Here is a 12,816-nt window from a genome sequence, read left to right as displayed (position 1 = left end):
AACCTTTTAACTTTCCCTGTCGTTACTATGCAATGTCGAGAAAACTGCGGTGCCTGCTGTATTGCACCGAGCATCACTAGCTTGAATAAACCTGCGGGCGAACGTTGCAAACATTTAGATCAGCAAAATCGGTGTGATATTTTTGGCACAGAACAAAGACCAAAAGCTTGTGCTGACTTTGCACCTGAAGAAGAGTTTTGCGGTCAAAGCAGAGAAGAAGCACTACAGATCCTAACCATTCTGGAAAGTAGTACTCATTAATCAATACAGCTTTTAGGCAATAAAAAAGCAAGCCCTAGGCTTGCCTTTCTATCATGTGCAGGACGGGATTTTACCCCGTAGCAACAGCTTAAACTTTAACGATGTTTTCAGCTTGTGGGCCTTTTTGACCTTGAGTCACAGTAAACTCTACTTTTTGGCCTTCAGCTAAGCTTTTGAAGCCTTCACCCTGAATTGCACTGAAATGTGCAAATACGTCTGGACCACCTTCCTGCTCAATAAAACCAAAGCCTTTTTCGTCGTTAAACCACTTAACTGTTCCAGTTGTTGCCATCTTTCAAAACCCTATTTTGGATAATTAAAATCAGCCGAAGCAACGAAAGATTTCCTGCTTAAAGCTGTTAAATAGAAAAAACCGACCGCATTGAAAGAGTTAGGCCAAGAGTTTCCTTGCCGCAACATTAAAGCAGCCATGTCTTTTCCGATCATCTGATCATAGCGCTGCTTTGTGTTAATTCAATTCCATTTGTGCGTTTTTTGATGTTTTTTTAACCAAAAAGGACTCTACAATAGTCTAAGACTCGACTAATCGGTAAGTGTTCTGCTGTCATATCCGCCTTTTACACAACTTGTTAGCGCGATTAAGCTCTTAATTTTTAACATAAGATTTAATCTATCTGCGCTTCATCGCGGTATACTTAAAATCAATACAGGTTCGAGAAGAGCTATAACAACTTAACTCTGCCTCTTTCAGTTTTATCTAAGGATCATCCCCTGAAACGCCTAGAAGAAATCAAAATAATTCTTGCACTTGGCTTCCCTATAGCGATCGCTCAAGTCGCACAAACCTCTATGGGTTTTGTCGATACGCTGATGGCCGGACGTTACAGCGCAACAGATCTAGCCGCTGTGGCATTAGGGTCAAGTATCTGGCTACCCATTTTTATTGCTAGCCAAGGCATCTTAATGGCCACCACGCCTATGGTTGCGCATCTTGTAGGTGCCAATAAAGAAAATGCGAGCTCGGAAACACTGCATCAGGGCGTGATTATAGTCGCGATTTTAAGCTTACTTGCGATATTTACCCTGCATAACTGCGATCCAGTTCTTACCTTCATGGGCGTAGAAGAGGAGCTAGCAAGCTTAACCACACAATACCTAGCTGCTATAAGCTGGGGATTCCCTGCCCTTCTACTTTATCAACTTATCCGCAGCTATATTGAAGGTTTTGGTAAAACGCAACCTGCGATGAAAATTTCCATCCTTGGACTGTTATGTAACATCCCACTTAACTATGCACTTATCTATGGCAAGTTTGGTTTTCCAGAACTAGGAGGCGTAGGTTGCGGCTGGGCAACAGCTATTGTTATGTGGATTATGTTCTTTAGCGCGTTTATCTATCTAGCGAAGTCACCAACCTTTGTAACGATCAAACCTTTTTCGGGTTGGTCTCTACCTGAGCCATCTGCACTTAAAAACTTTTTAAAGCTCGGACTACCTATAGGTATCGCTCTTTTAATCGAAGTCAGCATGTTTTCAGTAATCGCCCTGCTTTTGGCAGATCTTGGTGAGATAATGATCGCCTCTCACCAGATCACAATCAGTTTTACCGGTCTGATCTTTATGCTGCCTTTAAGTATATCTCTCGCACTCACCATACGGGTTGGCCACCAACTCGGGGCGCAAAAACCTGACGCAGCAAAATTCAGTGCAGTTACAGGTTTAGTCATCACTTTAACCCTGGCAATTTTTAGCTCTTCACTTATGGCTCTTTTTGCAACACCTATTGCCGAGCTTTATACCCAAGAAGTTCAGATTATTGAAATCGCCAGCACGTTGATCATTATTGCAGCCCTTTTCCAGTTCTCAGATGCCATCCAGATAACATGCTCAGGCGCTCTTAGAGGCTACAAAGATACTGTTGTTCCTCTCATGCTTGTATTTATCGCCTATTGGCTGATTGGTCTACCTTCTGGTTATATCTTAGGTAAAACAGAGTTAATCACTGAAGCAATGGGCCCTAAAGGGTTCTGGGTTGGTTTACTTATTGGCTTAACCATTGGCGCTATACTGTTAATTACTCGTTTACATTGGAAAAGCAACCAATTGCTCAACCAAGCCCAACATCGTTAACCTCGTCATGCTAAAACGGTTATATATTCTTATCTTCCTACTCATATCACTTAGCGGATGTAGCCGAGATACACCTGAACAAGTATTAGATAATTACCTTTACCGCCTAAGTAACACCCTCGATCTAAACCAACCTGAGTCATACACCCCTCAGGCAAGGTTACAATTTCCGCTAAAACGCGACCGAATCTTAGAAACCACTGAGATCCGTGAAGGCCTTTTAGACGTTCTGAAATTAAAACGTTGTGATTTGCTACCTCTAATCGCAGAGCGCAATAGCTCTCTTGGCAAAGTAGCCAAGCCATCAACAAAGTTACAGTATGAGCTCAAATTTTATTATTTATTAACTCAGTGCCGAGAATCATTACGCAACGACAGCACTATCGATACTGAACTGCTAAAAAGGGTAAGCGACATCTATCGAGTTAAACGCGATAATTTGCCTGCTGAATTATGGAATGGGATATTTACCGCACCAGAAATGGAAGCCAACTTCAGCCGTTCGCAAACTGCCCTACCTCTAGTTGATAACAGCAGCACTCAACAGAGTATCGAAGCCTTGCGAACCCTTGTAAATTTAACCGCAAATAACCTTGATCAATTAGGTTTAACAAAACCTAATGAAGATCGCTTAAACCAAGCGTTCAAAGTCTTGCATAGCAATCGATCCGGCCCTGCAATTATTAGCTCACTTGAAGTCCTGACTTACCATCTTGATCAAGCCGCGAACTTGTTAGATAAGCGAAATTCGCCTAATACCCCTCTATGTAGAAACCAAAGCCCAAATAAAACGGCACGCATCTTAGAAAACGTTTTTTATAAGTTTTATATAGGTGAAGTTCTACCTTATTTAGCACAAACTGACCGATATGCCTCCCAGTGGCTCGACCTTAATCAGCAATTACTGCAAAATTACACAACACTTTCTATAAGCATCCCACAATCAATGGAAACTTATTCAACCACTATACTGTCCAAAACAGCACCTCACAGCATTTGGTTGAGTTACCAACGTGTTAGGGACAAACACACAGAAGCTTGGCAAAAAACCTTAAAAAATTGCGGCATGATGCCGACACAGAAAGACTAACCGCTTTTGAGCTACGGATTGGACATTGAACCCAGCCTTTAAATCAAAACAGCACAGTAACACCATATCGTTCAATACAGCATTTTTTGTGTTGTTACTGTTTGCTTCAACCCTTCTGCTTACCCAAGTTGATGCTGAAAGCGTGCGCCTGAGCAAAGCTGATATTGAAAAGCTAGGGAACAAATACGGAGCAAAAGCGAAGCGCAGACTCGAAACTTGGCAGAATCTTCTAACTGAATTAGCCAATGAAAGCGAAAGTAACAAGCTTGAACGCGTAAACGACTTTTTTAACCAAGTGCGATTTATCGATGATATCAAGCACTGGAAAAAGAAGGATTACTGGGCCACACCCGTAGAATTTCTCATCACCAACGGCGGTGACTGCGAAGATTTCAGCATTGCGAAATACTACACACTCAAAGAGCTGGGTGTACCCGTAGAAAAAATGAATTTAGCCTACGTTAAAGCCTTGGAATATAACCAAGCCCATATGGTATTAACGTACTACCCCAAGCCACGTGCAACCCCTTTAGTTCTGGACAATATTAACGGCGAAATTTTGCCTGCTTCCAAGCGTACAGACCTGTTACACGTTTATAGCTTTAATGGTGATAAACTATGGCTCTCCAAAATGGGCCGCAGAACTACGCTAGTAGGAACATCTGACAGATTAAAGCCTTGGGTAAAACTGCAATCTCGTATTGAAAACAATGACATTAACCTAAGGTAGGTTTAATGATGAGGAGTATCTATTATGTCACTGGTTAACCAACTTATCGCCGCGATCTTTGCGGTACTAATAGGTTTGGTTTCTGGCACCCTTTACATAATGTCAGAAAGCTCGCGCTCTGTTCTTCAGGATCAACTGGAGTCGCATGCGCAGGATTCTGCCACACATTTAGGCCTTTACCTTGCACCATATATGGCTGAAAACGATAGCGCGACCATTGAAACTGCCGTCAATGCTATTTTTGACAGTGGCTTCTACCAGCGCATTATCGTAACCAATGCAGATGAAGAGATTCTGTTTGAGAAAAAAACTAAAGAATCCATCAGCGAAGAAGTGCCTGAATGGTTCAGATCGATGGTGCAGATTACGCCACCATCTATGTTCAGAGAAGTAGCGCACCAATGGCAGCAGGTAGGCAAAATCTACGTACAAAGTAGCGCTGGTTATGCTTACGACAAGCTTTGGAAAGGCGCACAAGATAGCATCATCCTGTTTATCTCTTTATCGATTCTATGCTTGCTCGCTATCAGCTCATTGATTAGATACCTACTAAGACCATTGCACTCCGTAGAGCAGCAAGCAATCGCCCTATCTGAAAAGCGCTACCTAGAGCAAGAAAAATTACCAGGTACACGTGAACTTAAGCGTGTAGTACAAGCAATGAACCGCATGGTTAAGCAAGTACAGGTAATGTTCGATGAACAAGCTCGCAATATTGAAGAGCTACGCAGAAACGCTTATCAAGACAGCTTAACAGGCTTGTCTAATCAACGTGCAACTGAAGCACAACTGGCCGAGCGCCTTGATTACCGTAAAGATTTTGGTAGAGGAACTCTATTCAATATCCATCTATGCAATCTGCAGGAGACCAACCAGCAGATAGGTATGGATAAGACCAATAACTTGCTGAAACACCTAGCCAGCCATCTAGAGGAATTTGCACGCGGGTCAGATCAAAGTGTACTAGGCCGTGTAACCGGCGCAGACTTCATATTGTTGGTTAATACAATCGATACCGACCAGTTAAAACTAAAACTGGAGCAACTTGATCAGGAAAGCCGCAAACACCTTGCGCAGTTGATGGGCCAAGATATTGAAGGCTCAATAATCAGTATCGGCAGTTGCGAATGCAACGATGAAAGCAACAGTAGCCAGCTTCTATCTGAAGCTCGTATAGCGAGTAATGAAGCAGAGAAATCTAAAGTGCTATGGAAGCAGTTCAACACATCGGAAAAAACTGCAGCACAGCCGCAGCAATCTGATTGGAAACAACATGTTGCTAACGCGATCAATCAGCGCCAAATCTTTTTACAGATTCAAAGCGTATTTAGCAAAAAGCCAGGGTCTATGCCGATTCAGGATGAGATCTTTGCGCGTATTCTTAATCAGGATAATCAACCCGCGTCTGCCGGTGAGTTCATCAGCGTTGTAAAAGAGCTTGGCTTAATGCCTGAAATGGACAGAGCTGTAATCGAACTAGCGCTAGAGCAACATGAGAAGATTGCTTGCCCACTGACCATTAATTTGAGTCATGAAGCCGTAAGCAGTGAAAGCTTTAGAACATGGCTACTAGATAAGCTAAAGACCATCAGCCCTAGCGTTAAAGTTCTGTTCGAGTTGGATGAAACCAGTGTACTGAACAACATTGAAGGCATTCTAGAGTTCCGTAAGGCTCTAAAGTCTATTGGCGCAGAGTTTGGTGTCGACCATTTCGGTATTCACCCTAGCGGCTTCTCTTACCTGTACTCAATACAACCTGATTACATCAAGATTGATGGGTCTCTAATCCGTAATATCGATCAGAACGATGAAGACCGCTTCTTTGTCAGCAGCCTGATCAGCGTAGCCCATAGCCTTGAGATCAAAGCTTACGCCGAGCATGTAGAAAGAGAAAGTCAGCTACAGATCCTTGAAGCGCTAAATGTGGATGGTAGCCAAGGTTATCTTCACGGCACGCCAAAACCCTTAAGCAAAGCTTAGGGGTTTGATAACCATACTCCAAACATAAAAAAACGGCGGTATAACCGCCGTTTTTTTGTATCTAGCTTAGGACTAGGGCTTATTTACGACCCACTAGCATTTCAAGCTTTTTACTCATACGCTCTTCACGCTCTTGTTCTTTGCGCTTCTCTTGACGTACTTTGTTTATCTCTTTCAACTTGCCTTTTGCGTGATCTGACTCTTCTTTAGTCACTACACCAGCTGGCTCACCATTGATATCAATACGCTCAGCACCTTCACGCAGGGAGCGGTAGTAGTTCAGTGAACGAACATAACTCGCAAGAGCACGTTTGATTTTGTTCTTAGCGACTTTTTCGTCAGCAACAAGATCTTCTTGGATGCCTATTTTTAGAGGCCTAACGTTTTTACGATCAAAGGTTTTCGGATACGCTTCCATCAACTGCTGCAGAGCAGCCATATTTGCAGCACGGTTTTTGGATTTCGCCTTTGGCGTTTTGTTTACTACGTCATTCACCTGATTAGCCTCTGATTGGAAAACTTGCTTTGACTGAGTCAGATTCGCCTCCGCAGAATCCAGCATATTTTCCAATTGATCAATTAATTGCCTAGTTTTAGTACTTATCTGCTCAACATCCACAGACATCATTCACCCTTACGAATGTAATACCCGTAAAGGTCGTCTTCTACATACTGCTCAACCAATTCATGTCCTAAAAACGTACAGAACTTAGGAATATCGCGCTGAGTAGAGGGATCAGTTGCCAAAATATGCAGCACTTCCCCTGCCAGCATATCCCTAACATGATTATGCAACATCATAACAGGCTCAGGGCAGTATAGGCCCTTTGCATCAAGAATATGGTCGGCTTTGATGTCCGTCATGTTTTATCTCTTGCAGAAAGATGCGTATTGTCTCAAATTACCTATGACAGCAAAAGTCATTTAATCAGTAATTAAGCAACTAAAGTCGCTTTTAAAATAAAAATAATCCATTCTATATGTGTGGAACGTAGTTTTAGATGGAGAGATCATATGATTCGAGTACTTATCGAACGACATATTGCCGATGACTTAGGCGCGCACTATGAAAAAGCTGCCCGTGAAACGCTACAATTAGCAATGCAAGCGCACGGCTTCATTTCTGGCGAAGCTCTGAAAAATGCCAGTGATCCAAACCACAGAATGGTTATTGCAACCTACAGAACTCTTCAAGACTGGCAACGCTGGGCACAATCCTCAGAGCGCCAAGATATGATGGCGACTCTTAATCCGATGCTAGAAACCGAGGAAAAAGTCACCGTTTTTGAACACTAATATCTGAAACTGCCATCTTATCGCTGTATTTTCACAGCACTCTAAGGTGGCAGGTTATCTCCTCTCGATCATGGTAAAGGTGTTTAGCCGATAACTCATACGCTAAGCCTTCCTGCATAAACCTTTCAGCAATCAGATTTAAACAAGATACAACTTCTTGGTAACGCTGCTTCATTGGTAGTTTCAGATTGAAGATAGCCTCATCGCACCAGCCATTAATCACCCAATCCGCTGCCATCCCAGCCGTTTTAATCGGTTTATCCACAACATCACACACCATCATATTGACGGGCTGCGCAGGTATAAATTTGTATGCATCTTCCTGAACGTGGGTCACTTGCCCGGATTCCATCAACTGATCTTGCATCGGCCCATTATCAACTGCAGTAACAAACATACTGCGCTGAACCAACTGCCAGGTCCAACCGCCCGGTGCGGCCCCCAGATCTACTGCTGTTGAACCATGAGGGATTCGCTGATCCCAATCGTCACGCGGAATAAACCAATGCCACGCCTCTTCTAATTTCAACGTTGAACGACTTGGCGCTTGTTTGGGGAACTTAAGACGGGGCACACCTAGAGGCCAAGGCGCTGAATTATTCACAGGCGCATAACCCACAAACATTTCACTGCCAGACAATACAAACAGCATTAAACGATTGCCTTTGAGATTCGTTTTTTTCTTCAAACGCCCGCTTTTACGCAACTTTTGCGCCAAAGCCGAGCTAAACTTCTTGGAAAAGGTCGCCAACTCGCGACCATCTGTCGTATCAGGGTATTCGGCCCAAAGATCAGTACAATCAGGGAAATCAGCAAGAATCTGTTGTAACTGCGAAATTCGATCGTCCCGCTCTAGTTCCTGGCAATCGCCACAAACCATCCACTGTCTTACAAAAATCAGACTATTAAAATCAATTTCAGCAATAGCCCGCTCTGCATCACCTGGAGTTTGCAAATGAAACTCTACATAACCCTGACCGGACTCTAGAGTACAGTAACCATAAACGCCAATGTTAGAGCACTGATCAGTAATCTCCCCTGCGACCTCTTTCTCGAAGCCTGAGCGGCACTGTAGGACTAATCGATTAAAATATGTCAACTTAGCTGTTTCCCGATAATCTGAGCGATATGGTCCATATGCTGAATTTGCGTAAAACCTGAAGCCTTACGTGGTTTGATGTCATGATCACCATCCTCAAACCAATGCACATGGACAGATGGCGGCAAATTGTACTCTGTAACTTCAGGAAGTGAACCCATTGGATCCCTTTCGCCTTGAAATATATGCAAAGGCTTTGGTAAATCTTTTAAATGATCAACACGTAACGAATCGGGCTTTCCACGTGGATGAAAAGGATAACCGAATACAAATCCAGCACTTACGGCTGGATGACTAAGTAGCATTGAAGCAGCACGCCCGCCCATAGATTTTCCCGCCAAATACAGTGGCTGACCAACCACTACTTGCTCTTCAATCAATTGTGTAAAGTAATCCAGCAATTTAGGCATTCTATCTGGAGGGCGTCGCTTGCCCGTTTCTCTAATGGTCTGCATATATGGAAATTCAAAACGAACAACCTGCAATCCAAGTTTAGCTAAGCGCAGAGCCATCTGTTGCATAAAGTCACTGTCCATTGGCGCACCCGCACCATGCGCAAATAGCACTTTCCCCGCTTTCAATTCACCATCAATTAACATAAACAGTCCCTTAATCAGTCAAAAAATGAGTTTTACAGCTGTTTCAAAGTTGACTTGAATCAACAAACGCTGAGAAAAGCCTTACTGTGCAGCACAAAATGCGACGTTTTTTACGACAAAAAACGCCAAAATTATATCTCTTTTTAAAACAAAGGATTACAACCTATAAAAAATATTCCTTATATTTCATTAAGTTAAAAAACACCCCGACCTAAAAGTATAAAGCAAACAATACCTAGGTAGAAATTTCGCAACTGCGACAAAATGCCTCATTGAATGACCTAAACACATTGAAAATAAGGCCCTATTCCAAGATAATTGCCTGCGAAACTCAAAATTTCCATAAATAGCTTGTTGATGAGAGCCTGACATGAGCACAGCAACTGAACACCCCACCTACAATTATAAAGTGGTGCGCCAGTTCGCCATCATGACAGTAATTTGGGGTATCGTCGGTATGACCGTCGGTGTCCTAATTGCTGCACAGTTGGTTTGGCCAGCACTAAACTTTGATACAGCGTGGCTGACTTACGGTCGTCTACGTCCACTGCACACTAACGCAGTTATCTTTGCATTCGGCGGCTGTGCCCTGTTTGCAACATCTTACTATGTAGTTCAACGCACCAGCCAACGCCGCCTGATCTCTGATGGCCTTGCAGCGTTTACATTCTGGGGCTGGCAAGCAGTAATCCTTGCAGCAGCAATCACTCTGCCGCTAGGTCTAACTTCTTCCAAAGAATATGCTGAGCTAGAATGGCCTATCGACCTGCTAATTACTATCGTGTGGGTTGCATACGCTATTGTATTCCTAGGTACTGTGAAGATGCGTAAGACATCTCACATCTACGTAGGTAACTGGTTCTACATGGCATTCATCATCACTGTAGCTGTTCTACACATCGTTAACAGCATGGCTATCCCTGTTTCTATGTGGAAGTCTTACTCCATCTACTCCGGTACTGTAGATGCGATGATCCAGTGGTGGTACGGTCATAACGCTGTAGGTTTCTTCCTGACAGCTGGCTTCCTAGGTATGATGTACTACTTCGTACCAAAACAAGCTGAACGTCCAATCTACTCTTACCGTCTATCTATCGTTCACTTCTGGGCGTTGATTGCGACATACATTTGGGCTGGTGGTCACCACCTTCACTACACAGCGCTTCCTGACTGGACTCAGTCTGTAGCGATGGTTATGTCTCTGATCCTTCTTGCTCCATCTTGGGGTGGTATGATCAACGGTATGATGACTCTATCTGGTGCTTGGCATAAGCTTCGCACGGATCCAGTTCTTCGTTTCCTTGTTGTATCTCTTTCCTTCTACGGTATGTCTACGTTCGAAGGTCCAATGATGTCCATTAAGACAGTAAACGCACTGTCTCACTACACTGACTGGACTGTTGGTCACGTACACGCTGGTGCATTGGGTTGGGTTGCAATGATCTCTATCGGTGCGGTTTACCACATGATCCCTCGCCTATTCGGTAAAGCTCAGATGTACAGCGTTGGTCTTATCAACACTCACTTCTGGCTAGCGACAGTAGGTACGGTTCTATACATCTGCGCGATGTGGGTTAACGGTATCCTACAGGGTCTAATGTGGCGTGCAGTTAACGCTGACGGTACTTTGACTTACAGCTTCGTAGAAGCACTAGAAGCTTCTCACCCTGGTTACTTTGTTCGTTGGTTGGGCGGTATGTTCTTCCTGACTGGTATGATTCTGATGGCCTACAACACTTGGCAGACTGTTCGTAAAGGCAGCACTGCACCAGAAGCTCAAGCTTCTGCACAGGCAGCTTAAGGTCATAGGAGCAGATAGAAATGATCAAACACGAAACGATAGAAAAGAACATTGGCCTGATGATTCTGCTTATCATCATCGTAATCAGCGGTGGTGGCCTAGCAGAGATCGTTCCTCTGTTCTTCCAAACTTCTACTACTAAGCCAATTGAAGGCCTACGTACTTACACTCCGCTTGAGTTTGAAGGCCGTGACATCTACATCCGTGAAGGTTGTAACACTTGTCACAGTCAGATGATCCGTCCTTTCCGTGCTGAAACGGAACGTTACGGTCACTTCTCAACTGCGAATGAGCACGTTTGGGAACACCCATTCCTATGGGGTTCTAAGCGTACAGGTCCAGACCTTGCTCGTGTAGGTGGTCGTTACTCTGATGATTGGCACCGCGCTCACTTGTACAACCCTCGTGACGTTGTACCTGAGTCTAAGATGCCTTCTTACCCATGGTTGTTTGAAAACAAACTAACCGGTGCAGACACTGCTAAGAAGCTTGAAGCACAACGCGCTGTTGGTGTTCCTTTCACTGACGAGCAGATCGCTAATGCCCAGAAAGAAGTTCAGGGTAAATACGAGATCGATGCTGTTGTAGCTTACCTACAAGCACTGGGTAAAATGCATTCTGAATACACTAACAAGCGGTAGTAACGCGTGAGTTACGAAGTTTATGGCCCTTATATTCCGGTAATCATGCTGATTACGTTCTTGGCGCTATTTGTTTGGGTGCTTAATCCAAAAAATAAAGACAAGTACGACGATGCAGCCAACATGCCTCTGAACGAACCCGATGAGGCAGACGAGATGAAATCGGACAATACAGAGGCCAGTGACGGGAGAATTGAAAAATGAGTGCTTTTTGGAGCGCATGGGTAGCAGTGATTACCCTAGCTGTAATTCTTGGTTGTGCTTGGCTATTGATTGCTACTCGCAAAAGTCAGCCGCACCAAGATACAACTGAAGAAACATTAGGCCATGAATTTGATGGCATTGCTGAATACGATAACCCTCTGCCAAAATGGTGGTTCCAGATGTTTATGGGCACCGTTGTTTTCGGCATTGTTTATCTTATTCTTTACCCAGGTTTAGGTAGTTTCCCAGGTCTATTGAACTGGACTTCTACTGGCCAGTGGGAAGAAGAAATGGCTCACGCTGAAGAGACGTACAAGCCAATCTTTGCTAAATACGCAGCTATGTCTGCAGAAGAGCTACAGCACCCAGACAACGCACTAGGCCTAAAAATGGGTCAGCGTATGTTTGCGAACAACTGTTCTCTATGTCACGGCACAGCAGCAACAGGTGCACACGGCTTCCCTAACCTAACGGACAACGATTGGTTGTACGGTGGTGACGAGAAGACTATCAAGACATCTATTGCTAACGGTCGTAACGGCGGCATGCCACCTTGGGGCGCTGTACTAGGCGAAGAAGGCGTACGTGACGTAACTAACTACGTACTATCTCTAAGCGGTGCAGAAGCTGATGCAGAAGGCGCAGCTCGCGGTAAAGGTCAATTCCAAGCACTATGTACTGCTTGTCACGGTACTGACGGTAAAGGTCTACCTATCCTAGGTGCACCTAACCTAACTGATGACATCTGGTTGTACGGTGGTAGCTTCGAAAAAGTGGCTCACTCTATCCGTGTTGGTCGTAATGGTGTAATGCCAGCTCATAAAGACCTACTAAGCGATGAGAAGATTCACCTGATCACTGCATACGTTTACAGCCTATCTAAAAAGTAATTAGATAGTTGAACTAAAATAAAGGCGATATGATGTAGATCATGTCGCCTTTTTTTTTGAGGATCTATTATAATATTCAACTTTGCTAATGCATGGTGAGCGTATTAGTTCTGATGAGTTTAACTTTCACTGGT

At 43.9% G+C, this 12,816-nt stretch carries 15 protein-coding genes; 10 read left to right on the top strand and 5 right to left on the bottom strand.

Translation table 11 applies throughout. The annotated features are described in order from the left end of the window. Positions 1-27: 27 nt before the first annotated feature. Complete coding sequence (locus tag ACMXYW_RS05615; protein ID WP_415905525.1) at positions 28-261, top strand: hypothetical protein; 234 nt, start codon at positions 28-30, stop codon at positions 259-261. Positions 262-349: 88 nt separating this feature from the next. Here ACMXYW_RS05615 and ACMXYW_RS05610 read toward each other — a convergent pair whose 3' ends face one another. Continuing rightward, positions 350-553, bottom strand: coding sequence for a cold-shock protein (locus ACMXYW_RS05610; RefSeq protein WP_415884078.1), 204 nt, complete (start codon positions 551-553; stop codon positions 350-352). Positions 554-1,071: 518 nt separating this feature from the next. Here ACMXYW_RS05610 and ACMXYW_RS05605 point away from each other — a divergent pair. The 4 genes from ACMXYW_RS05605 (at position 1,072) to ACMXYW_RS05590 (ending at position 6,152) form a co-directional block, all read left to right on the top strand. Then, a complete protein-coding gene (locus ACMXYW_RS05605) occupies positions 1,072-2,352 on the top strand; it encodes an MATE family efflux transporter (RefSeq protein ID WP_415905524.1) in 1,281 nt (426 codons plus the stop codon). A gap of 7 nt (positions 2,353-2,359) precedes the next feature. Continuing rightward, complete coding sequence (locus ACMXYW_RS05600) at positions 2,360-3,442, top strand: DUF3080 family protein (protein WP_415905523.1); 1,083 nt, start codon at positions 2,360-2,362, stop codon at positions 3,440-3,442. 88 nt (positions 3,443-3,530) lie between these two features. Beyond that, entirely contained in the window at positions 3,531-4,172 is a 642-nt protein-coding gene (locus ACMXYW_RS05595; RefSeq protein WP_415905522.1) for a transglutaminase-like cysteine peptidase, read from the top strand. 24 nt (positions 4,173-4,196) lie between these two features. Next, on the top strand, positions 4,197-6,152 hold the full coding sequence (locus ACMXYW_RS05590; protein WP_415905521.1) for an EAL domain-containing protein: 1,956 nt from the start codon (positions 4,197-4,199) through the stop codon (positions 6,150-6,152). 79 nt (positions 6,153-6,231) lie between these two features. Here ACMXYW_RS05590 and ACMXYW_RS05585 read toward each other — a convergent pair whose 3' ends face one another. Next, positions 6,232-6,777 carry a ProQ/FINO family protein gene (locus ACMXYW_RS05585; protein WP_415884072.1) on the bottom strand — a complete coding sequence of 182 codons (546 nt, stop codon included), beginning with the start codon at positions 6,775-6,777 and terminating at the stop codon, positions 6,232-6,234. Further along, on the bottom strand, positions 6,777-7,016 hold the full coding sequence (tusA, locus tag ACMXYW_RS05580; protein WP_415884071.1) for a sulfurtransferase TusA: 240 nt from the start codon (positions 7,014-7,016) through the stop codon (positions 6,777-6,779). Before tusA ends, ACMXYW_RS05585 begins: the two co-directional genes overlap by 1 nt. A gap of 150 nt (positions 7,017-7,166) precedes the next feature. Between tusA and ACMXYW_RS05575 the strand changes: the two genes are divergently transcribed. Then, positions 7,167-7,448 (top strand): antibiotic biosynthesis monooxygenase family protein, encoded by a 282-nt coding sequence (locus ACMXYW_RS05575; protein WP_415905520.1) that lies wholly within the window; start codon positions 7,167-7,169, stop codon positions 7,446-7,448. Positions 7,449-7,479: 31 nt separating this feature from the next. On the opposite strand, the gene rlmM is transcribed toward ACMXYW_RS05575, so the two are convergent. Together rlmM and ACMXYW_RS05565 are read right to left on the bottom strand one after the other, a co-directional pair. Continuing rightward, positions 7,480-8,547, bottom strand: coding sequence for a 23S rRNA (cytidine(2498)-2'-O)-methyltransferase RlmM (rlmM, locus tag ACMXYW_RS05570; protein ID WP_415905519.1), 1,068 nt, complete (start codon positions 8,545-8,547; stop codon positions 7,480-7,482). Further along, the gene (locus tag ACMXYW_RS05565) at positions 8,544-9,146 is read right to left on the bottom strand and encodes an alpha/beta family hydrolase (RefSeq protein WP_415905518.1); all 603 of its coding nucleotides are present in this window, start codon (positions 9,144-9,146) and stop codon (positions 8,544-8,546) included. Before ACMXYW_RS05565 ends, rlmM begins: the two co-directional genes overlap by 4 nt. A 370-nt stretch (positions 9,147-9,516) precedes the next feature. On the opposite strand from ACMXYW_RS05565, the gene ccoN reads away from it, so the two are divergent. The 4 genes from ccoN to ccoP are packed head-to-tail and all read left to right on the top strand — an operon-like array spanning position 9,517 to position 12,682. Further along, positions 9,517-10,947 carry a cytochrome-c oxidase, cbb3-type subunit I gene (gene ccoN, locus ACMXYW_RS05560; RefSeq protein ID WP_415884066.1) on the top strand — a complete coding sequence of 477 codons (1,431 nt, stop codon included), beginning with the start codon at positions 9,517-9,519 and terminating at the stop codon, positions 10,945-10,947. Between the two features lie 23 nt (positions 10,948-10,970). Beyond that, positions 10,971-11,588, top strand: coding sequence for a cytochrome-c oxidase, cbb3-type subunit II (gene ccoO / locus ACMXYW_RS05555; RefSeq protein WP_415884648.1), 618 nt, complete (start codon positions 10,971-10,973; stop codon positions 11,586-11,588). Between the two features lie 6 nt (positions 11,589-11,594). Next, a complete protein-coding gene (locus ACMXYW_RS05550; RefSeq protein WP_415891900.1) occupies positions 11,595-11,792 on the top strand; it encodes a cbb3-type cytochrome oxidase subunit 3 in 198 nt (65 codons plus the stop codon). After that, on the top strand, positions 11,789-12,682 hold the full coding sequence (gene ccoP / locus ACMXYW_RS05545; protein ID WP_415884064.1) for a cytochrome-c oxidase, cbb3-type subunit III: 894 nt from the start codon (positions 11,789-11,791) through the stop codon (positions 12,680-12,682). Before ACMXYW_RS05550 ends, ccoP begins: the two co-directional genes overlap by 4 nt. Positions 12,683-12,816: the final 134 nt, after the last annotated feature.

Source organism: Neptuniibacter sp. QD48_55, from assembly GCF_047778115.1.
Taxonomy (GTDB): domain Bacteria; phylum Pseudomonadota; class Gammaproteobacteria; order Pseudomonadales; family Balneatricaceae; genus Neptuniibacter.
This window is presented reverse-complemented; position numbering and strand designations above follow the sequence as displayed.